At 71.7% G+C, this 20,242-nt stretch carries 20 protein-coding genes; 2 read left to right on the top strand and 18 right to left on the bottom strand.

Translation table 11 applies throughout. From position 1 onward, the window contains the following. Positions 1 to 28: 28 nt before the first annotated feature. The 9 genes from pyrF to pyrR are packed head-to-tail and all read right to left on the bottom strand — an operon-like array spanning position 29 to position 10,421. Entirely contained in the window at positions 29 to 877 is an 849-nt protein-coding gene (pyrF, locus tag AB0M80_RS22795) for an orotidine-5'-phosphate decarboxylase (RefSeq protein ID WP_364568125.1), read from the bottom strand. After that, a complete protein-coding gene (carB, locus tag AB0M80_RS22790) occupies positions 874 to 4,203 on the bottom strand; it encodes a carbamoyl-phosphate synthase large subunit (RefSeq protein WP_364568122.1) in 3,330 nt (1,109 codons plus the stop codon). The genes pyrF and carB overlap by 4 nt, the downstream gene beginning before the upstream one ends. After that, positions 4,203 to 4,814, bottom strand: a complete 612-nt coding sequence (locus tag AB0M80_RS22785) for a DUF4276 family protein (protein ID WP_364568119.1) — start codon at positions 4,812 to 4,814, stop codon at positions 4,203 to 4,205. The genes carB and AB0M80_RS22785 overlap by 1 nt, the downstream gene beginning before the upstream one ends. Continuing rightward, positions 4,811 to 5,971 (bottom strand): AAA family ATPase, encoded by a 1,161-nt coding sequence (locus tag AB0M80_RS22780; protein ID WP_364568117.1) that lies wholly within the window; start codon positions 5,969 to 5,971, stop codon positions 4,811 to 4,813. Before AB0M80_RS22780 ends, AB0M80_RS22785 begins: the two co-directional genes overlap by 4 nt. Continuing rightward, entirely contained in the window at positions 5,968 to 7,089 is a 1,122-nt protein-coding gene (gene carA / locus AB0M80_RS22775) for a glutamine-hydrolyzing carbamoyl-phosphate synthase small subunit (protein WP_364568114.1), read from the bottom strand. The genes AB0M80_RS22780 and carA overlap by 4 nt, the downstream gene beginning before the upstream one ends. After that, complete coding sequence (locus AB0M80_RS22770; protein WP_364568111.1) at positions 7,086 to 7,580, bottom strand: transporter; 495 nt, start codon at positions 7,578 to 7,580, stop codon at positions 7,086 to 7,088. The genes carA and AB0M80_RS22770 overlap by 4 nt, the downstream gene beginning before the upstream one ends. Further along, positions 7,580 to 8,866, bottom strand: a complete 1,287-nt coding sequence (locus tag AB0M80_RS22765; RefSeq protein ID WP_364568108.1) for a dihydroorotase — start codon at positions 8,864 to 8,866, stop codon at positions 7,580 to 7,582. Before AB0M80_RS22765 ends, AB0M80_RS22770 begins: the two co-directional genes overlap by 1 nt. Continuing rightward, complete coding sequence (locus tag AB0M80_RS22760) at positions 8,863 to 9,810, bottom strand: aspartate carbamoyltransferase catalytic subunit (RefSeq protein WP_364568105.1); 948 nt, start codon at positions 9,808 to 9,810, stop codon at positions 8,863 to 8,865. Before AB0M80_RS22760 ends, AB0M80_RS22765 begins: the two co-directional genes overlap by 4 nt. After that, entirely contained in the window at positions 9,807 to 10,421 is a 615-nt protein-coding gene (gene pyrR, locus AB0M80_RS22755) for a bifunctional pyr operon transcriptional regulator/uracil phosphoribosyltransferase PyrR (protein WP_364568102.1), read from the bottom strand. Before pyrR ends, AB0M80_RS22760 begins: the two co-directional genes overlap by 4 nt. A 248-nt stretch (positions 10,422 to 10,669) precedes the next feature. On the opposite strand from pyrR, the gene AB0M80_RS22750 reads away from it, so the two are divergent. Further along, positions 10,670 to 11,158 (top strand): helix-turn-helix domain-containing protein, encoded by a 489-nt coding sequence (locus AB0M80_RS22750; protein WP_003096372.1) that lies wholly within the window; start codon positions 10,670 to 10,672, stop codon positions 11,156 to 11,158. Positions 11,159 to 11,263: 105 nt separating this feature from the next. Here the strand turns inward: AB0M80_RS22750 and nusB are convergent, their stop codons facing one another. The 3 genes from nusB to AB0M80_RS22735 are packed head-to-tail and all read right to left on the bottom strand — an operon-like array spanning position 11,264 to position 13,415. Then, positions 11,264 to 11,719, bottom strand: coding sequence for a transcription antitermination factor NusB (gene nusB / locus AB0M80_RS22745; RefSeq protein ID WP_364568099.1), 456 nt, complete (start codon positions 11,717 to 11,719; stop codon positions 11,264 to 11,266). After that, the gene (gene efp, locus AB0M80_RS22740) at positions 11,719 to 12,282 is read right to left on the bottom strand and encodes an elongation factor P (RefSeq protein ID WP_364568097.1); all 564 of its coding nucleotides are present in this window, start codon (positions 12,280 to 12,282) and stop codon (positions 11,719 to 11,721) included. Before efp ends, nusB begins: the two co-directional genes overlap by 1 nt. 44 nt (positions 12,283 to 12,326) lie before the next feature. Then, entirely contained in the window at positions 12,327 to 13,415 is a 1,089-nt protein-coding gene (locus AB0M80_RS22735; protein WP_364568094.1) for a Xaa-Pro peptidase family protein, read from the bottom strand. A gap of 68 nt (positions 13,416 to 13,483) precedes the next feature. Here AB0M80_RS22735 and AB0M80_RS22730 point away from each other — a divergent pair, with 68 nt between their 5' ends. Further along, positions 13,484 to 13,903, top strand: coding sequence for a B-4DMT family transporter (locus AB0M80_RS22730; protein ID WP_364568091.1), 420 nt, complete (start codon positions 13,484 to 13,486; stop codon positions 13,901 to 13,903). A 37-nt stretch (positions 13,904 to 13,940) separates the two neighbouring features. Here AB0M80_RS22730 and AB0M80_RS22725 read toward each other — a convergent pair whose 3' ends face one another. The 6 genes from AB0M80_RS22725 to aroC form a co-directional block, all read right to left on the bottom strand. Beyond that, positions 13,941 to 15,422: a beta-xylosidase gene (locus AB0M80_RS22725; RefSeq protein WP_364568089.1), complete on the bottom strand. Its 1,482-nt coding sequence runs from the start codon at positions 15,420 to 15,422 to the stop codon at positions 13,941 to 13,943. Positions 15,423 to 16,003: 581 nt separating this feature from the next. Then, positions 16,004 to 16,918, bottom strand: coding sequence for a GNAT family N-acetyltransferase (locus AB0M80_RS22720; protein ID WP_364568086.1), 915 nt, complete (start codon positions 16,916 to 16,918; stop codon positions 16,004 to 16,006). Next, positions 16,915 to 17,346: a type II 3-dehydroquinate dehydratase gene (gene aroQ, locus AB0M80_RS22715; RefSeq protein ID WP_364568083.1), complete on the bottom strand. Its 432-nt coding sequence runs from the start codon at positions 17,344 to 17,346 to the stop codon at positions 16,915 to 16,917. The genes AB0M80_RS22720 and aroQ overlap by 4 nt, the downstream gene beginning before the upstream one ends. Further along, the gene (gene aroB / locus AB0M80_RS22710; protein ID WP_364568081.1) at positions 17,343 to 18,482 is read right to left on the bottom strand and encodes a 3-dehydroquinate synthase; all 1,140 of its coding nucleotides are present in this window, start codon (positions 18,480 to 18,482) and stop codon (positions 17,343 to 17,345) included. Before aroB ends, aroQ begins: the two co-directional genes overlap by 4 nt. A gap of 8 nt (positions 18,483 to 18,490) precedes the next feature. After that, positions 18,491 to 19,015 (bottom strand): shikimate kinase, encoded by a 525-nt coding sequence (locus tag AB0M80_RS22705; RefSeq protein WP_364568078.1) that lies wholly within the window; start codon positions 19,013 to 19,015, stop codon positions 18,491 to 18,493. After that, a complete protein-coding gene (gene aroC / locus AB0M80_RS22700) occupies positions 19,012 to 20,199 on the bottom strand; it encodes a chorismate synthase (RefSeq protein WP_364568075.1) in 1,188 nt (395 codons plus the stop codon). The genes AB0M80_RS22705 and aroC overlap by 4 nt, the downstream gene beginning before the upstream one ends. Positions 20,200 to 20,242: the final 43 nt, after the last annotated feature.

Below are 20,242 nucleotides of genomic sequence, written 5' to 3'. Positions count from 1 at the left end.
GGCTGGTGGGGACCGATTCCGGGTCCTGCTATTGGCCGTTTTCCTGCGGGTCGGCCAGCACTTCGGCGACCCGTTCGACCGCTTGGCGCAAAGCCGGTTGCTCCGGACCGTGCTTCAGGATGTCCCGGGACGACGCGGGCAACACGCCCGGCAGCGAAGCCCCGAACAGGGCCCGCAAATCGGCCACAGTGGCTCCCTGGGCCCCGAAACCGGGCGCCAGCACGGGACCGTTCAGGCGCGAGAGGTCGAGCTCTCCCGGCGGAACGGTGGCCCCGACGACGACACCCACATCGCCGAGCGGTTCCGCGCCTGCGTTGAGCGCCGCCGCGGAATCGACGATCGCCTGCGCGACCGTGCGCCCGTCGGGCAGCTTCGCGTTCTGCACGTCGGCCGCTTCGGGGTTCGAAGTCCGAGCAAGCACGAAGATGCCGCGCCCCGCCGAGACGGCCGTGGCGGCGCACGCGTCCAGCGAGCCGAAGCCGAGGTACGGCGAGACGGTGATGGCGTCGGCCGCGATCGCCGCGCCCTCGGCGACGTACGCGGCGGTGTAGGCCCCCATCGTGGAACCGATGTCGCCGCGCTTGACGTCCAGCAGCACCAGCGCGCCCGCCTCGCGCGCGGTCTCGACCACCCGTTCCAGCACCCGGACGCCGGCCGCCCCGAAACTTTCGAAGAACGCCGACTGCGGCTTCACGATCGCCGCGTGCGCCGCCAGGACCTCCGTGGCGGACAGCGCGAACCGTTCCAGGCCCGAGACGTCCACCGGGAGGCCCCAGGCTTCGATCAGGCCCGGGTGGGGGTCGATCCCGGCGCACAGCGGGCCGCGGGCCGCGACGGCCTTCGCCAGCCGCGCCCCGAACCGCTCCCGCTCGCTCACGACTTCGCCTTCAGCGCCGCTTGGAGCTCCTGCAGCGACTTGACCCCGATGTCGCCCCGGATCAGGGCTTCGATGCCGTGCACGGCCGCCGCGGCGCCCTGCACGGTGGTCACGCACGGGATGTCGCGCGACACCGCCGCGGTGCGGATTTCGTAGCCGTCGACGCGCGGACCGCTGTTCCCGTACGGGGTGTTGATCACCATGTCGACGTCGCCGTTGAGGATGACGTCCACGATGTTCGGCTCCGCCTCGGTGGAACCCTCGTAGTGCTTGCGCACCACCGTGCACGCGATCCCGTTGCGCCGCAGCACTTCCGCGGTGCCGGAGGTGGCGAGGATCTCGAACCCGAGGTCCGCCAGCCGCTTCACCGGGAACACCAGCGAACGCTTGTCGCGGTTGGCCACCGAGACGAACACCCGGCCGGACGTCGGCAGCGAGCCGTAGGCCGCGCTTTGGGACTTCGCGAACGCCTTGCCGAAGTCGACGTCGACGCCCATCACCTCGCCGGTGGACTTCATCTCCGGGCCCAGCAGCGAGTCGACGCCGTGGCCTTCGGGGGTGCGGAAGCGGTGGAAGGGCAGCACGGCCTCCTTCACCGCGACCGGCGAGTCGGCCGGCATCCGCCCGCCGTCGCCGTCGGCCGGGAGCACGCCGCTCTCGCGCAGGTCCTTGATCGTCGAGCCGGTCATGATCAGCGCGGCGGCCTTCGCCAGCGGCACCGCCGTCGCCTTGGACACGAACGGCACCGTCCGCGACGCGCGGGGGTTGGCCTCCAGGACGTACAGGACGTCGTCCTTGAGCGCGTACTGGACGTTCAGCAGGCCGCGCACGCCCACGCCCCGGGCGATCGCCTCGGTGGAGGTGCGGACGGCCTGCAGGTCGGTGTGCCCGAGCGTGATCGGCGGCAGCGCGCACGAGGAGTCGCCGGAGTGGATGCCGGCCTCCTCGATGTGCTCCATGACGCCGCCGAGGTAGAGCTCCTCGCCGTCGAACAGCGCGTCGACGTCGATTTCGATGGCGTCGTCGAGGAACCGGTCCACGAGCACCGGGTGCTCGGGGGTGATCTCGGTGGCGCGGCCGATGTAGCCGGCCAGGGTCTCCTCGTCGTAGACGATTTCCATGCCGCGCCCGCCGAGCACGTAGGACGGCCGGACGAGGACGGGGTAGCCGATCTCGTCGGCGATCCGCTTCGCGCCCTCGAACGAGGTCGCCGTGCCGTAGCGCGGGGCGGGCAGCCCGGCGGCGCTGAGGACCTCGCCGAACGCGCCGCGGTCCTCGGCCAGGTGGATCGCCTCCGGTGGCGTCCCGACCACCGGGACCCCGGCGTCGGCGAGCTTCTTCGCCAGGCCCAGCGGGGTCTGGCCGCCGAGCTGGACGATGACGCCGGCGACCGTGCCGGACGTCTGCTCGGCGTGCACGACCTCGAGGACGTCCTCGAAGGACAGCGGCTCGAAGTACAGCCGGTCGGAGGTGTCGTAGTCGGTGGACACCGTTTCCGGGTTGCAGTTGACCATGACGGCCTCGAACCCGGCCTCCCGCAACGCGATCGCGGCGTGCACGCAGGAGTAGTCGAACTCGATGCCCTGCCCGATCCGGTTCGGGCCGCTGCCGAGGATCAGCACCTTCGGCTTGTCCGACTGGGTGGCCACTTCGGACTGGGCGTCCGGGTCGGATTCGTAGGCGGAGTAGTGGTACGGCGTCTTGGCGGCGAACTCGGCCGCGCAGGTGTCGACGGTCTTGAACACCGGCCGCACGCCGAGGCGGTGGCGCAGCGTGCGGACGCCGTCCTCGCCGGCCAGTTCGGGCCGCAGCGCGGCGATCTGCCGGTCGGACAGGCCGGTGCGCTTGGCGCGGCGCAGCAGGTCGCCGTCCAGGACCGGCGCGTCGCGGACCTCGGCGCCGACCTCGCCGATGTAGGCGATCTGGTCGATGAACCACGGGTCGATGCCGGAGGCCTCGTGCACCTGCTCGACGGTGGCGCCCAGGCGCAGCGCCAGCTCCACTTCGTACAGCCGGCCCTCGTGCGGCGTGCGCAGCGCGTCCAAAGTGGACTCGAGCGTCGCACCTTCGGGGTCGGGCAGCGTCCAGAAGCCGGACGCCTTGGTCTCGATCGAGCGCATCACCTTGCCGAGCGCCTCGGGGAAGCTGCGGCCGAACGACATCGCCTCGCCGACGCTCTTCATCGTCGTGGTCAGCGTCGGGTCCGCGCCCGGGAACTTCTCGAAGGCGAACCGCGGCATCTTCACGACGACGTAGTCCAAAGCGGGCTCGAACGCCGCCGGCGTCTCGCCGGTGATGTCGTTGGTGATCTCGTCGAGGGTGTAGCCGATGGCGAGCTTCGCGGCGATCTTGGCGATCGGGAAGCCGGTGGCCTTGCTCGCCAGTGCGCTGCTCCGGGACACGCGGGGGTTCATCTCGATGACGACCATCCGGCCGTCGTCCGGGTTGATCGCGAACTGGATGTTGCAGCCGCCGGTGTCGACGCCGACCTCGCGCAGCACCGCGATGCCGACGTCGCGCATCACCTGGTACTCGCGGTCGGTCAGGGTCATCGTGGGCGCGACGGTGACCGAGTCGCCGGTGTGCACACCCATCGCGTCGATGTTCTCGATCGAGCAGACGACCACGACGTTGTCGTGCTTGTCGCGCATCAGCTCGAGCTCGTACTCCTTCCAGCCGAGCACGCTCTCCTCGATGAGCACCTCGGTGACGGGCGACTCGGCGAGGCCGGTGGAGGCGAGCCGCTCGAGGTCCTCGGGCGTGTGCGCCATGCCGGAGCCGAGCCCGCCCATGGTGAACGACGGCCGGATGACGACCGGCAGGCCGAGCTCCTCGACGGTGTCGCGGACCTCGGCCATGTCGTGGCAGACCCGGCTGCGCGGCACCTCGGCGCCGATGGTGCGCACGATGTCCTTGAACTTCTGCCGGTCCTCACCGCGCTGGATGGCGTCGATGTCGGCACCGATCAGCTCGACGCCGTACTTGTCGAGCACACCGCGCTCGTGCAGGGCGACCGCGCAGTTCAGCGCGGTCTGCCCGCCGAGGGTCGCGAGAAGAGCATCGACGGGCCGCCCGTGTGCGCTTTCAGTGGCGATGACCTTCTCGACGAAGTCCGGCGTCACCGGCTCGATGTAGGTGGCGTCGGCGAACTCGGGGTCGGTCATGATGGTGGCCGGGTTCGAGTTCACCAGTGACACGCGCAGGCCTTCGCTGCGCAGCACCCGGCAGGCCTGGGTACCGGAGTAGTCGAACTCCGCGGCCTGCCCGATCACGATCGGCCCGGAGCCGATCACCAGCACGTGCTGGATGTCCGTCCTCTTCGGCATCAGTTTCCTTCTTTCACCAGGCGCCGCAAGCCGTCGCGGAATACCTGAAAGCTTTTGGATCGGTTGTTCTCGATGTCCATGTGGGGCGCGATCTCGCTCGCCGCCCGGATCTTCTGGAGGCCCTTCCGGTGGTACCCGTGCTTCTGCAGGACGTGTTCCAGTCCTTCCCACGCACCACCGGGAATCACCTCCGGGTCGCGGAACTTCGTCTGGCTTCCCAGGCTCGGAGGCACCTTGGGGTAGGCCGCGTGCAGCGCGGGCACGTCGCCGAGGAACCACGCTTCGAGCTCTTCGATCACGATGCGGAACAGAGTCGCTTCATCGGGCAATCCCGCTTCGTGCGCGATCTCGACGAGCCGACTCTTGAGCTCGGCGCAGTCGTCGTCATCCCGGTCGAGCAGGACGACGATTCGCAGGCCCGTGTCGGCCCAGTAGTACGTGTAGTCCCGAAGCCGGACGGGCAGTTTGCGCAGCAGGTCGCCCTTCCCATGGAAGGAAATGATCTGGAAGACGACACCAGGAACGATCTTCGGGAGAAGCGTCTTCAACGCCGCTTCGGCGGACTGTTCCTCGACGAGCACTTCCAAGCGGGCGGGAGCGAGCACCGTCATGGTCGCTCCGCGAACGGGTCGCCGAACCGGAAGTATCCCTCGGTCCAAAGCTCGCCGAGCGCTCCGCCGGACTCGACCATGCGGACGACCGGCGCTTCGTCGGAAGCCCGTTTGGTCTTGGCGTAGCCGTCGTGCCCCCGGGCGAACGTCCAGACCTCGTCCGGTCGCAACGCGTCGACGAAGCGAGGTGCGTGCGTCGCGATGATGACCTGGTCGGCTCGCGCACCGCGCGCGTCTTCGGCGAGTGAATAGTGGAGCCGCGGGTGGACCTGGTTCTCCGGCTCCTCGAGGAGGAGGACCGACGTGCCCGTGCGCAACGCCACCAGGTAGCCGAGCAGGAGCAGGGTGCCGTCGGAAATGTTCTCCGGAGCGACGAGGTCTTCCTTGCCCTGCTCGCGCAGGCGGACGATCCAGGCGCCGTTGCCCTGTTGGAACGGCTCGATGTCATCGAATCCCGGTACATACCTTCGCAGCGAAGCACGGAGGTCCTCCCACTCGCCGGGGAAGCCGCGGCGGAGGCGCTGGACGATGGCCCCGACGTTCCGGCCATCCGGCTTGAGCCGGGTCGTCTTGTCGTCCTTCGCGCCGTTGCGCATCGCGTCGAGATCCAGGTCCGAGAGGCCGATCTCGGCGATGAACCGGTGGAACTTGCCGACTCCGGCTGTGGCGGCGAGTTGGCTGACCACACCTACGCCGAGCAGGTCCGGCGTGGCCAATACAACCTGCTCCCCGACAGCGCCCAGACCGGTGACCCTGCCGGTCCCACCCCGGAAATCCAGCGTTTCAGAAGGCGCCTCGGCGCCCTTCGACTGCCAAGTCAGCTTCTCCTCGGCCACCACCGGGACGTCATCGTCGTGCTCGATGACGAGCCGGTACTCACCCACCGCATCCTCAACACGACAGGTCAGTTCGATCTCGACCGGCCCGGCCGCGCCGTGGGTGACGATGTCAGCGGCACCGCCGCGCTGCTCCCACGCCAGGCGAAGCCCGCTACGGAGTGCCTCAGCCAAGAAGTCCAGCGCGTCGAAGACCGTGGACTTGCCACTGCCGTTCGGGCCCAGCAACGCCGTCACCGGCGTCAGACCGTTCAGCTCGACGTCCCGGAGCACCCGGTAGTTCCGGATCCGGAGCCGCTCGATCCCGGTCGTGAGCGTCACGACCGCTTCTCCATGAGCGTAACGAAATCGTCGAACAGCGGCGCCGCGTCGTGCGGGCCGGCTGCGGCTTCGGGGTGGTACTGCACCGAGAACGCCGGGACGTCGAGCGCGCGCACACCCTCGACCGTGTCGTCGTTGGGGCAGTAGTGGCTGATCTGCGCCGCACCGAACGGTGACTCGAAGCGCTGCCCCGGCTCGCCTTCGAGGGCGAAGCCGTGGTTCTGCGCCGTGATGGCCACCTGGCGGGTGGCCACGTCGATCACCGGGATGTTGATGCCGCGGTGGCCGTAACGCATCTTGTACGTCCCCAGGCCGAGCGCGCGGCCGAGGACCTGGTTGCCGAAGCAGATGCCGAACAGCGGGATCTCGCGGCCGAGGACCTGCTTGGTGAGTTCGGTCGCGTGCGTCGTCGTGGCCGGGTCGCCCGGGCCGTTGGACAGGAACACCCCGTCCGGCTCGATCGCCAGGAGCTCATCGAGACTGCTCGACGAGGGCAGCACGTGCACCTCGATGCCGCGCTTGACCATCTGCCGCGGGGTGTTGGACTTGATGCCCAGGTCCAGCGCGACCACGCGGAAGCGAACGTCACCGGAAGGCGAAACCACGTACGGCTGAGGCGTCGTGACCTGGCCGGCCAGGTCGGCGCCCTCCATCTTCGGGCTCGCCAGCACCTCGGCGACCATGTCGTCGACGCTGCCGAGCGCGTCGCCGGAGAACACCCCGGCGCGCATCGCGCCGAGCTCGCGCAGGTGGCGGGTCAGCGAGCGGGTGTCGACCTCGGCGATGCCGACGATCCCCTGCCGCACCAGCTCCTCGTCGAGCGAGCGCTTCGAGCGCCAGTTGGACGGCGTGCGTGCGGGGTCGCGCACCACGTAGCCGTTGACCCAGATCTTCGAGGACTCGTCGTCCTCGTCGTTCCAGCCGGTGTTGCCGATCTGCGGCGCGGTCTGCACCACGATCTGCCCGTGGTAGGACGGGTCGGTCAGCGTCTCCTGGTAGCCGGTCATGCCGGTGCAGAACACCGCCTCGCCGAGGCTCCGGCCCTGCGCGCCGTACGCCGCGCCGCGGAACACCCGGCCGTCTTCGAGCACCAGTGCGGCTTGAGCGCGCGCGTTCACTGGGCACCTCCCTTGATCTTGAGCTGTTCGATCCACTGTGGATAGTCGTCGAGGTCGTCGCCCCGGAAGCCGGTGTCGAGCTCGACGTCGCCGAGCCGCCAGGTGAGGACCAGCAGCGCGTCCGTGCCCATCACCTTCCCGGCGATCTTCGTGTCACGCCGGACACCGGTGACCGCCTCGCGCGGGATCCAGAAGCCGGGCGCGCCGCCGCGTTCGACCGTGATACCGCCGCCATGCAGCCGCCAGACCGCGCCGGTGCGCAGCCCCGCGCCGCGGGTGACGATCCGGTCCTGCCAGTTCCCCGCGGTCGTGGTGGCCAGGTAGACGCCGGTGGACTCCAGCAGCACCGCGCCGGCGTCGTCCGGAATCGCGGGGAACGGCGGCACCCGGGCGCTCTGCGAGCGGGACTTGCGCCGCCAGCCGACGTACATGCCGTACAGGCAGAGCAGGAAGAAGGCGACGATCGCCAGCACGAGCCAGAAGCGCTCCATCAGCAGATCTTCCCGTCCCGCGCGGTGATCCGCCCGCGCAGCAGCGTCGCGGTCACCACGCCGGGCAGCCGCATTCCCTCGTACGGGGTGTTGGCCGCGATGCTGGCCAGCTCCGCGCCCCGGACCGTCCACCCGGCGTCCGGGTCGACCAGCGTGAGGTTCGCCGGCTCGCCCACCGCGATCGGGCGGCCCTGGTCGGCCAGGTTGCCGATCTCGGCCGGCCGCTCGCTCATGACGCGGGCGACGCCGCGCCAGTCGAGCAGGCCGGTGCGGACCATCGTCTCCGTGACGATCGACAGCGCCGTCTGCAGCCCGAGCATGCCGGGCCGGGCGGCGGCCCACTCGGTGTCCTTGTCCTGGATCGCGTGCGGCGCGTGGTCGGTGGCGACGCAGTCGATCACGCCCTCGGCCAGCGCGGTCCGGAGCTTTTCGGCGTCGGACGCGGTGCGCAGCGGCGGGTTCACCTTGTTCACCGGGTCGTAGGTGGCCAGGCGCTCGTCGGTGAGCAGCAGGTGGTGCGGGGTGACCTCGGCCGACACCTTGGTGCCGCGGTCCTTCGCCCAGCGCAGGACGTCCGCGGTGCCCGCGGTGGAGACGTGGCAGACGTGCAGCCGGGCGTTCGCGTGCCGCGCGAGCAGGCAGTCGCGGGCCACGATCGACTCCTCGGCCGCGGCGGGCCAGCCGGTGTAGCCGAGCCGGGCCGCGCGCTCGCCCTCGTGGGCCTGGGCCCCGACGGTCAGCCGCGGCTCTTCGGCGTGCTGCGCGATGACGACGTCGAGCGCGGTCGAGTACTCCAGCGCGCGGCGCATCAGCAGCGGGTCGGCGACGCAGAGCCCGTCGTCGGAGAACACCTTGACCCGCGCCTGCGAGGCGGCCATCGTGCCCAGCTCGGCGAGCTTCTCGCCCTTGAGCCCGACGGTGACCGCGCCGACCGGGTGGACGTCGACGAGGCCGACCTCCTGGCCGCGCCGCCACACGTGCTCGACGATCACGGCGTTGTCGGCGACCGGGTCGGTGTTGGCCATGGCGAACACGGCGGTGTAGCCGCCCAGCGCCGCCGCGGCCGAGCCCGAGTCGATGGTCTCGGTGTCCTCGCGGCCGGGTTCGCGCAGGTGGGTGTGCAGGTCGACGAAGCCGGGGAGGAGGACATGGCCGCCCGCCTCGACGACTTCGGCGTCTTCCGGGACGTCGACGGTGCCGATGGCGGTGATCACCCCGTCCTCGATCAGGACGTCGACCGGGTCGCCTTCGCCGTAGGGGCGGGCACCCTTGAGCACGGTGCTCACGCGGCGGCTCCTTCGCTGGCCAGCAGGTGGTAGAGGACCGCCATCCGGACGTGGACGCCGTTGCGGACCTGTTCGGTGATGGCCGAGGCCGGGGAGTCGGCGACCGCGCTCGCGATCTCCATCCCGCGCAGCATCGGGCCGGGGTGCAGCACGACCGCGTGGTCCGGCAGCAGCTTCAGCCGCCGTTCCGAAAGGCCGTAGGAGATCGAGTACTCGCGCGCCGACGGGAAGAAGCTCTGTCCTGGGCCCCCGCCAGCCATGCGCTCGGCCTGGACCCGCAGCATCATGACCGCGTCGACCGCGGGCAGCTCGGCGTCCAGGTCGTGCGAAACGGTCACCGGAAGGCTTTCGACGCCGTAAGGCAGCAACGTCGGCGGCGCGACGAGCACGACTTCGGCGCCGAGCGCGGAAAGCAGGTGGATGTTCGAGCGGGCGACCCGGCTGTGCAGGACGTCCCCGACGATCGCGATCCGCCGGTCCTTGAGGGACCCGAGCCGCTCCCGCAGCGTCGCCGCGTCGAGCAAGGCCTGCGTCGGGTGCTCGTGGGTGCCGTCGCCGGCGTTGACCACTGAGGTGCCGGGCTCGGCCAGCCACTCCGAGAGCCGCTGGGCGGCGCCACTGGCCGGGTGCCGGACGATCACGCAGTCCGCGCCCGCGGCGGCCAGCGTCAGCGCGGTGTCGCGCAGCGATTCGCCCTTGTTGACCGAGGAGCTGGAGGCGGAGACGTTGATCACGTCGGCGCTCATCCACTTCCCGGCGATCTCGAACGACACCCGCGTGCGGGTCGAGTTTTCGTAGAACAGGGTGATCACCGTGCGGCCGCGCAGCGTCGGCAGCTTCTTGACCTCCCGGCCGAGCAGGGTGTGCTTCAGCTCGTCCGCGGTGTCGAGCACGGCGGTGGCCAGCGCCGGGTCCAGCCCGTCGGTGGCGAGCAGGTGCTTCACGAGTCCTCTCCAGGAGCGTCGGTCGGGCCGCTTTCGGACGGACGCAGCAGCACCGCGTCGCGGCCGTCGATCTCGGCCAGCAGGACGGACACGCCCTCGGCGCGGGCGGTCGGCACGTTCTTGCCCACGTAGTCCGCGCGGATCGGCAGCTCGCGGTGACCGCGGTCGACCAGCACCGCCAGCTGCACGGCGCGGGGACGGCCGTGATCACGCAGGGCATCGAGCGCGGCCCGGATCGTCCGGCCGGAGAAGAGGACGTCGTCGACCAGGATCACGACGCGGTCGTCGATGCCGCCGGTGGGCAGCTGCGTCTGCTCGAGCGCACGCGGCGGGCGGCGGCGGAGGTCGTCCCGGTAGAGGGTCACGTCGAGGGCGCCGGTGGGCGGGCGGACCCCGGAGAACTCGCCGATCTTGTCGGCCAGGCGGACCGCGAGCGGCGTGCCCCGGGACGGGATGCCGAGCAACACGGGCGGGGTAGTGCTCTCCGCACCGTTCGCGGTCTTTTCGATGACCTGATGGGCCATTCGGGCGATCGTGCGCGCGACATCGCCGGCCGACAGGAGCTCGCGCTCCCCGGCCGAACCAGCCGCGCCACGCGGACGTGACGACAAACCGGACTCCTTCCCCGCCTCACCGGACGGGTCCTTAAAGGACGTCTGTTCCCCTGCTGGTCGGGGCTTTCGCACCGACAGTAGCAGGCACTTTGCTCAGTCTTCCGGGTGGTGTGGCGTGATTCGCGGCAAGCTTCTGCTTGACCTGGTGACAACAATGCGTAACCATTACTCTGAGTATTCGACTCAGCGAGTCCCCCGCTCCGGTCACCCCGACCGGAAGGGGGTGAAGAACGGAGAACGACCAGATGGGCGATTACGCCAAGGCGCTCGGGGCCAAGCTCCGCGGGATCCGCCAGCAGCAGGGCCTGTCCCTGCACGGGGTCGAGCAGAAGTCCGGTGGGCGCTGGAAGGCCGTCGTCGTCGGCTCGTACGAGCGTGGCGACCGCGCCGTCACCGTCCAGAAGCTGGCCGAGCTGGCCGACTTCTACGGTGTGCCGGTGGTCGAGCTGCTGCCCGAGGGCCGGGTCCCGTCCGGTGCGGAGCCCGCCACCAAGATCGTGATCAACCTGGAGCGCCTGCAGCAGCTCCCGGCCGAGAAGGTGGGCCCGCTCGCCCGCTACGCCGCCACCATCCAGAGCCAGCGCGGCGACTACAACGGCAAGGTGCTCTCGATCCGCACCGAGGACCTGCGGTCCCTGGCGATCATCTACGACATGACCCCCGGCGAGCTGACCGAGCAGCTCATCGACTGGGGTGTCCTTCCCCCGGAGGCGCGCCCGTCCAAGGAAGACTGATCGCCAGTGTGTGTGTTGCGCCGACGCAGTGAGCGTTCCCGGTGGGGCACCGGAGACGCTCACTGACTTCGTCGGGGGGCTCGCAGCACCCGGATGTGCTTCTCGTCAGAGGACGGCGCGGAGGCGGTCGGCGATGGTGCCGATCCGGCCCAGGACGCCGTTGATGAACCGCGGCGAATCGTCCGTGGACAGTTCCTTCGCCAGGCCGACGGCCTCGTCGATCGCGACCGGGTCCGGCACGTCCTCGGCCCAGAGCAGCTCGTAGACCCCGACCCGCAGCACCGCGAGGTCGACCTTCGGCATCCGGTCCAGGGTCCAGCCCTGCGCGTGCTCGGCCAGCAGCTCGTCGATCTGCACCCGGCGGGCGGTGACGCCCTCCACCAGGCTGATCGTGTAGTCCCCGATCGGGTCGACCTCCGTCGCGCCGACCCGGTCGGCCAGCAGCGTCACCGCGTCGGCGTCCCGCTGCGAGGCCTCGTACAGCATTTCCACCGCGCGGCGGCGCGCCTGACGGCGGCTGATCGCGCCGCCGCGGTTCGGGTGGGGTTTCGACGTCGGCATCAGCTGGAGACGCGGCCCAGGTAACGGCCGTCGCGGGTGTCGACCTTGATCTTCTCGCCGGTGGACAGGAACAGCGGGACCTGGATCTCCGCGCCGGTCTCCAGCGTCGCCGGCTTGGTGCCGCCGGTGGAGCGGTCGCCCTGCAGGCCGGGGTCGGTGTGCTGGATGACGATCTCGACCGACGTCGGGAGCTCGACGTACAGCGGCTCGCTCTCGTGCACCGCGACCTGGACCTCGGTGTTCTCGAGCATGTAGTTGGCGTTGTCGCCGACGACCTCGGCCGGGACCGTGATCTGGTCGTAGGTGTCGCCGTCCATGAACACGAAGTCGGCGCCGTCCTTGTACAGGTACGTCATGTTCCGGCGGTCCACCGTGGCCGTCTCGACCTTCGTGCCCGCGTTGAACGTCTTGTCGACCACCTTGCCGGTGAGCACGTGCTTGAGCGTCGTGCGCACGAAGGCGCCGCCCTTGCCCGGCTTGACGTGCTGGAACGCGGTGACGGTCCACAGCTGGCCCTCGAGGTTGAGGACGAGCCCGTTCTTCAGGTCGTTGGTCGTGGCCACGAGCTTGCAGTCTCCTGTGTCGATCTTCGGGTCCGCGGCCGCTGTCAGACGACCACGAGGTTCTTGGTGCTCAGGGTGAGGAGTTCGGGCTCCCCAGCCCGCACGACGAGCGTGTCCTCGATGCGCACGCCACCGCGCCCCGCGAGGTACACGCCGGGCTCGACGGTGACCGCCATACCGGCGGCCAGTGTACCGACGCCCGTGGCGGCGAGGCTGGGCGCCTCGTGGATCTGCAGGCCGACGCCGTGGCCGAGGCCGTGCGCGAACTCCGGCCCGCGGCCCTCGGCCACGATCACCCCCCGCGCCGCGGAGTCCACTTCGGACACCGGGACGCCGGGGACGACGGCGGCGAGCCCGGTGGCCTGCGCGGCGTGCACGAGGTCGTAGATCTCCCGCTGCCAGTCCGCCGGTTCACCGAGCACGAAGGTGCGGGTCATGTCGGAGTGGTAACCGTCGACGGTCGCGCCGAAGTCCATCTTGACGAAGTCGCCGCGCTTCAGCTCGGCGTGCGTGGGCCGGTGGTGCGGGATGGCCGAATGCGCGCCGGCGGCGATGATGGAGGCGAAGCTGGGCTCGCTCGAGCCGTGCTCCAGCATCCGGTTCTCCAGGTCACGGGCGACCTCCAGCTCGGTCCGCCCGGGCCGCAGCCCCCCGGCGGCGAGCAGGTCGTCCAGCGCCCGGTCGGCGGCGGCGCACGCCTGGCGCAGCGCCTCGACCTCGGCTTCGTCCTTGATTTCGCGCAGCTGCTCGACCAAGCCGGGAGTCCGCTTCAGGGGCACCTGCTCCCGGAGGGTTTCGTACTCCTCGACGCTGACGTGCCGGCTCTCGAACCCGAGCCGCCCGTAGGTCTTGGTGTCCTCGGCGGCCTTCGCCACGAGGGCGGCGGCACTGGCCCGGTCGACGACGGTCTCGAGGTCGGGCACCTCGGCGGCCGACTGGGTCGTGTAGCGGCCGTCGGTGCAGAAGAGCGTCTTCTCGTCCCCGCCCGCGTGCAGCAGCACAGCGGCGTTCGAGCCGGTGAAACCGGTCAGGTAGCGGATGTTCAGCAGATCGGTGACCAGCAGCGCATCCACTCCGGCTCCGGTCAGGAGCCCACGCAGCGCGCCGCGACGTCGTCCATGGGTTTCAGGCACCCGTCCACCCTAGTGCGCGGACTTCCCGGGGGAAGCGACTCGCCAGTAGGCCGCCTACACTCCGCAGGATGAGCGCCTGGGTGATTCGCGGACTGGTGATGGCGGTGCTGCACGGCGTCGCCCTCACGTTGCTGGCCAAGTACGCCGTCTACCACCCGACCGACCAGACCCTGGCGGTCTCGCTGGCGCTCGCTGTCCTGGTGGGAGCGGCGGCGCTGTGGAGCGCCCTCGACGCCTGGCGCGGGCTTGCCGACCGCGGACGCGTCTGGTTCATTTCGGCGCTGGTGGCGGGCCCGGTGGCGGGGATCCTGTACGTGCTCGGCCGCGCGGTTTTCGTGGACCAGACGGGCGTGTCCGAGCTGGGCGGCGCCCTGACCGGCGGGGCGGCGTTCTCGGCGCTGCTGGTGCTGATCCCGGCCGGGCTGGGGTTGTTCGTCGGCGGGCGGATCGGGCGGTCCCAGCCGCCGGGTGAGGACAGCGTGGGCTGAAGGGGCAGGTGCGGCCCCGTCCTCTCTGCCGCGGCCTTCAGCCGACCAGCGAGGAACCCCGTGGGTAGCCATCCCACTGCGCGGTGGTCACCGGGAGCGCCGTCGAGCCGTTGTTGCCCACCACTCCCCCGTCGGGTACTCGCCACCGCCGCCGGTCGTCGAGGACGAAGGCGAACCCGCGGTCCGGTGCCTGCACCGCCTCCGCGCCCGGCCGCAGCCGCGCCGCGACCGGCAGCGTCGCCAGGGCCGGGGGTGCCTTGTCGAGGACCTCGCCGGCCAGCGCCACCGCCACGACGCGCCGGTCCACCCGGACCCGCGCGCCCGCGCGGACCAGGTCCATCGTCCGTTCCGGGGACGGCGCCGTCACGCCGTCGAACGTCGCGGCCACCCGGCCGGGGTTCGCGCAGGCCTGGCTGCCGAGCAGGTCCAGCCCGAAGTGGCGCAGGTCGGTCGGGGCGCCGGCCCCGCCGAGCCCGGTCGCGCGCACGACGTCGAACGGCACCCGGTCGCAGGGGTCGGCCGACGACAGCGGCGCGTGCCCGTCCGCCCGGCGCACCAGCCCCGGCCCCTCCTTCCACGGGCCGGGCAGCACCACGGGCCGGAACGGGTGCTCGGTGAAGTCCGCCGTCCAGAACGTGAGCGTCGTCCCGCCGTCGGTCTCGTGCGCGACGACGAACGCCGCGAGCGCCCCCACCCACATCAGGTCCGCGCTGAACCCGTCGACGATCGACCGGGCCCGCGGCGCGGCCGTCGACGTCACCGGCACGAACCCGCCGACGTCCAGTGCCTGCACGCCCGATCCGAACGCCGGGTCGCGCGAGCGGAGCAGGAACTGCCCCGCACCGTTCCAGCCCGCGGCGCGGCCGGTGGTGTCGGTGAACATCAGGTAGAACCAGCCGTCGAGGTAGACCACCGACGGCTGGCCCGCGCCGTAGACGTTCCCACGGTGCACGTCGTGCGACGGCCCGAGGATCGGCCGCCCGCCCGCCGCGCGGGTCCAGTGGATCCCGTCGGGGCTGGTCGCGAGCCCGATCGAGTTGCCGAGCGCGTGGTCACCGGCGGCGCCGGTGTAGTACAGGTAGTACGTCGAGCCGACCCGCAGCACCGACGGGTCGCAGGTGTGCATGCCGTCGAACTGCCCGGGCGCGCCGGAGAACACGGCGGCCGGGATCCCGCCGCCCGGTCCGGTGAACGGCCCGTCCATCGATTGGGCTTGGGCGTAGAGGATGTCGTCCCCGGCCGGCCCGGCGCCGCCGTACTGGCTGCACCACCACATCCGCGTCTGCCCGCGGTCCAGCATCACCGACGGCCCGTAGTTGTAGACGGCGTCCGCCCCACCGGCGGCGATCACGCCACCACTCTGCCGGGGGTCACCCGAAGCGAGCTGGACGTCGCTGGGCCGCGGCGGCACGGCGGTCTTCCCGCCCGCGATCGCCGGCTGGTCCCCGGCGGCCTGCGGCTGGGCGTAACCCTGGGTGCAGCCCGCAAGGAGAAGGCCCGCCAGGACACTGGCGAACAAGGCACGAGCGGGTCGCCGACCCCCTCGACGAAACGGGCTCACGACATCGGAGTGTAGCGAGATGCCCCCTGTCCGGGCGGCGGCGCTCCTGTTCGAGGGTCACTCGATCAAGCGGAGGCCGGGCCGGTCACGCTCTGACAGGGGCGCTGAGCCGCGACCTGCTCGACCTCGGACGGCCCGGCAGCAGGCCTCCCCGGCGGCGCGCCGTCTCGTGGGCCAGGCAGCCGCCCAGCCGGTACGGACTCCCGCGGCCGCCCGGCCCGAACACCCGCGGGCGGCCCCTTCGACCGCTACCAGCTCCACCTCGAACCCGGTCTCGTTCTCACCGATCGCCCGGCCCGATCACACACCAGCGGGCGGCCCCTCGACCGCTACCAGCTCCACCTCGAACCCGGTCTCGTTCTCACCGATCGCCCGGCCCGATCACACACCAGCGGGCGGCCCCTCGACCGCTACCAGCTCCACCTCGAACCCGGTCTCGTTCTCACCGATCGCCCGGCCCGAACACCCGCGGGCGGCCCTTCGACCGCCACCAGCTCCACCTCAGACCCGGCCTCGTTCTCACCGATCGCCCGGCCCGATCACACACCAGCGGGCGGTCCCTCGACCGCCACCAGCTCAACCTCGAACCCGGCGTCGTTCTCCAGGTAGGCCGCGTAGTGGGCCGCGCCGCCCGCGTGGGGGTACCGGTCGGCGAACAGCGGGCGCCAGCCGTGCGCGGCGGCCCGGGCGGCCAGGTCGTCGACCTGGGCTCGGGTGCCCACGTGCAGCGCCAGGTGGTTCAGGCCCGGCCGGGTGCGCTCGTGCTCCGCCGCGCTCAACGCGGGCGACGCCTCGACCACGAGGTACGTCCCGCCGAACCGCCAGCTGACCCCCGCGGGCCAGCGCTGGAACTCGCGCCAGCCGAGCTCGCCGAGCAGCCAGCCCCAGCTGCGCTCGGCTTCGGCGAGGTCCGGCACCCACAGCTCGACGTGGTGCGGCCGCCCGTGGACAGCGGGCAGCGCCACCAGCACGCGGTGCAGGTCGCCGTAGTGGACGCCGCTGCCGACGTCGAGGAAACCCAAGCGCCCGGCCACTTTCCGGCTCGCCGCGTTCCGTTCGTGGATCAGTGCCCAGATCGCCGGGAGCCCGAGCGTGCCGAGCCCGTGGTCCAGCAACGCGCGGGCGGCCTCGGTCGCCAAGCCCTGTCCGGCGTGCGCACTCGCCACGTAGTAACCCAGCTCGGGCACCCCGCCCGGCAGCTCCCACGACGGCCGCAGGTGCGCGACGCCGACGACTTCGCCGTCGCGCTCGATCGCCCAGTGGCCCTGGCCGGCGGGCCCGCGGTAGGCGAGCCGCCGGTCCACCATCGCACCCGCCACGGCCGGGTCGGCGAAGTCCACGGCGAAGAACCGGCTCATCTCCGGGTCGGAAAACACCTTCACCACGGCTTCGCGGTCGGCCTCGGCCAGCTGCCGCAGCACCAGCCGCGGCGTCGCCAGGGTCGGCAGGGTCATCCCGGGTGCGCGGCGAGCCAACGCAGAGCGAGCGGGTAGCCGTCCACGCCGAAGCCCGCCATCACGGCGGTCGCGATGTCCGACAGCACGCTGTGGTGCCGGAACTCCTCCCGCTTGTGCACGTTCGAGATGTGCAGCTCGATCAGCGGCGCGGTCAGCTGCGCGGCGGCGTCGCGCACCGCGATCGAGTAGTGCGTCCACGCGCCGGCGTTGAGGACCACCGGGTGGCCGCCGTCGGCCGCCTCGTGCAGCCAGCCGACCAGCTCGCCCTCATGGTCGGTCTGCCGGACCTCGACCTCGATCCCGAGCTCGTCACCGGTCTTGACGCACAGCGCCGCGAGGTCGTCGTGGGTGGTGGAGCCGTAGACCGACGGCTCGCGCTTGCCGAGCCGGCCGAGGTTGGGGCCGTTGAACACGAACGCCTTCACAGCAGCACGCTCCCGCCGCTGCGGGTCGGCTCCGTCGCGATCGCCGAGTACGCCGCCGCGAGCAGCGCCGGGTCCGGGCCTTCGAGCCGGCCGGGCTTGCCGAGGGCGTCGAGGACGACGAACCGCAGCGCCCCGGAGCGGGTCTTCTTGTCGCCCTTCATGGTTTCCAGCAGCTGCGGCAGCGCGTCGGCGTCGTAGGTCGTCGGCAAGCCGAGCAGCTTCAGCACGGCCGCGTGGCGTTCGGCCGTGGCGTCGTCGAGCCGCCCGGCCAGCCGCGCCAGCTCGGCGGCGAACACCAGGCCGACGCTGACCGCGGCGCCGTGCCGCCACCGGTACCGCTCGCGCCGCTCGATGGCGTGGCCGAGGGTGTGGCCGTAGTTGAGGATCTCCCGCAGGTCGGACTCGCGCAGGTCGGCGGCCACGACGCCGGCCTTCACCTGGATCGACCGCCGGACCAGCTCGGCCAGGACGTCACCGGTCGCGTCGAGCGCCCCGGCCGGGTCCGCCTCGATCAGCTCGAGGATCCGCGGATCGGCGATGAAGCCGGTCTTCACGACCTCGGCCATCCCGGCGACGAGCTCGTTGCGCGGGAGCGTCTCCAGCGTCGCGAGGTCGACGAACACCGCGCTCGGCTCGTGGAACACGCCGACGAGGTTCTTGCCGGCCTCGGTGTTGATGCCGGTCTTGCCGCCGACGGAGGCGTCGACCATGCCGAGCAGCGTGGTCGGCACGTTGACCAGCCGGACCCCGCGCATCCACGTGCCCGCGACGAACCCGGCGAGGTCGGTGACGGCGCCACCGCCGAGGCCGACCACGACGCCGCGGCGGTCCAGCCCGATCCGGCCCAGCACCTCCCAGCAGAAGCCCGCGACGGTCAGCGACTTGCCGTCCTCGGCGTCCGGGATCTCGACGCGGTGGGCGTCGAGACCGGCCGCGTTCAGCTCGTCGCGGATGGCCTCGGCCGTGGTGGTCAGCGTGGGCGGGTGGATCAGCGCGATCTTCGAGGCGCCGGCCAGGTGCTCGGTGAGGTCGCCGAGCAGGCCGCGCCCGACCACGACGTCGTAGGGCTGGGCGGTGGCGACCGGGATGCGCACCGGGTCGGGCTGCGCCGGGTCGGACTGCACCGGATCGGACACTGGGTGACTCACTCCTTGGCTTCGGCGGGAGCGGCGAGCTCCGCCATGAGGTGCGCGACGATCTCGGTGGGCGTCCGGTCGTCGGTGACGATCTCGACGGTGGCGACCTCGCGGTAGGCGGGCACCCGCTCGTCGAGCAGTTTCTTGAAGGTGGCGCGGGGGTTCACCCCGGCCAGCAGCGGTCGTGCGGAGGACAGCCCGGTGCGCTGCACGCCCGCGGCCAGGCCGACGTTGAGGAACACCACGGTGTGCCGGGCCAGCCGCGCCCGGGTGCCCGGGGTGAGCGGCGCGCCGCCGCCGAGGGAGAGCACGCCGTCGTGCTCCGCCAGCGCGGCGGCGACCGCCTCCGCTTCCAGCGCGCGGAAGGCCGGTTCCCCGTCATCGGCGAAGATGTCGGAGATGCTGCGCCCGGTCCGCGCGACGATGTCGTCGTCGCTGTCCCGGAACGCGACGCCGAGCTCGGCCGCCAGCAGCGGCCCGACGGTGCTCTTGCCCGAGCCGGGCGGCCCGACGATCACCGCGCGAGGACTCACCACCGCTCCTCGAGGGCCTTGAGGTACCCCTCGGCGTTGCGCTTGCTCTCGGCGAGCGAGTCGCCACCGAACTTCTCCAGCGCGGCGTCGGCGAGGACGAGCGCCACGACCGACTCCAGCACGACTCCGGCGCGCGGCACCGCGCAGACGTCGGACCGCTGGTGGATGGCCACCGCGGGCTCGCCCGTCTTGACGTCTACTGTGGACAGTGCCTTGGGGACGGTCGAGATCGGCTTCATCGCGACGCGCACCCGCAGCGGCTCGCCGTTGGTGATGCCGCCTTCCAGGCCGCCCGCGCGGTTGGACCGGCGGGTGACGCCGACCGGGCCGGAGCCCCGGTCCATCTCGTCGTGCGCCTGGCTGCCCCAGCGGCGTGCGGTGGTGAAGCCGTCGCCGACCTCGACGCCCTTCATCGCCTGGACGCCCATCAGCGCGCCGGCCAGCCGCGCGTCGAGCCGGCGGTCCCAGTGGACGTGGGAGCCGAGACCCGGCGGGAGGCCGTAGGCGAGGACCTCGATCACGCCGCCGACGGTGTCGCCCGCCTTCCGCACGGCGTCGACCTCGGCGACCATCGCGTCGGTGCCCTCCTGGCCGAACGCGCGCACCGGGCTCTCGTCGATGGCGGGCAGGTCGGCGGCGACCGGCAGGGGGCCTTCGGGCGCCGCGGCGCCACCGATCGAGACGACGTGGCTGAGGATCTCGACGCCGAGCAGCTGCTTCAGGTAGTTGCGGGCGACGGTGCCCAGCGCGGTCCGCGACGCCGTCTCCCGCGCGCTCGCCCGCTCCAGCACCGGACGCGCCTCGTCGAAGCCGTACTTCTGCATGCCGGGCAGGTCCGCGTGGCCCGGGCGCGGCCGGGTGAGCGGTTCGTTGCGCGCGAGGCCCTCGAGCACCTGCGGGTCGACCGGGTCGGCCGCCATGACCTGCTCCCACTTGGGCCACTCGGCGTTCTCGATCTGCACCGCGACCGGGCCGCCCTGGGTGAGGCCGTGGCGGACGCCGCCGAGGAACTGGATGTGGTCGGTCTCGAAGCCCATCCGCGGGCTGCGGCCGAAGCCGAGGCGGCGGCGGGCCAGCTGCTCGGTGACGTCGGCGGTGGTGACAGCGACCCCGGCGGGCATGCCTTCGAGCACGGCGGCCAGCGCGGGTCCGTGCGATTCACCTGCGGTGATCCAGCGCAACATGGGCTCAATCCTGTCACGGGCGCGGTGCGGTGCGGGACATGCC

The organism is Amycolatopsis sp. NPDC051045 (assembly GCF_040682955.1).
GTDB lineage: Bacteria > Actinomycetota > Actinomycetes > Mycobacteriales > Pseudonocardiaceae > Amycolatopsis.
The sequence above is the reverse complement of the archived record's forward strand: the minus strand, read 5'-3'. Positions and strand labels throughout refer to the sequence as shown.

Coding starts and splice junctions, on each gene's coding strand:
- AB0M80_RS22720 (WP_364568086.1), bottom strand. CDS start 16,918: ATGACCCTGCCGACCCTGGCGACGCCGCGGCTGGTGCTGCGGCAGCTG.
- aroC (WP_364568075.1), bottom strand. CDS start 20,199: ATGTTGCGCTGGATCACCGCAGGTGAATCGCACGGACCCGCGCTGGCC.
- carB (WP_364568122.1), bottom strand. CDS start 4,203: ATGCCGAAGAGGACGGACATCCAGCACGTGCTGGTGATCGGCTCCGGG.
- AB0M80_RS22750 (WP_003096372.1), top strand. CDS start 10,670: ATGGGCGATTACGCCAAGGCGCTCGGGGCCAAGCTCCGCGGGATCCGC.
- AB0M80_RS22770 (WP_364568111.1), bottom strand. CDS start 7,580: ATGGAGCGCTTCTGGCTCGTGCTGGCGATCGTCGCCTTCTTCCTGCTC.
- AB0M80_RS22730 (WP_364568091.1), top strand. CDS start 13,484: ATGAGCGCCTGGGTGATTCGCGGACTGGTGATGGCGGTGCTGCACGGC.
- nusB (WP_364568099.1), bottom strand. CDS start 11,719: ATGCCGACGTCGAAACCCCACCCGAACCGCGGCGGCGCGATCAGCCGC.
- AB0M80_RS22785 (WP_364568119.1), bottom strand. CDS start 4,814: ATGACGGTGCTCGCTCCCGCCCGCTTGGAAGTGCTCGTCGAGGAACAG.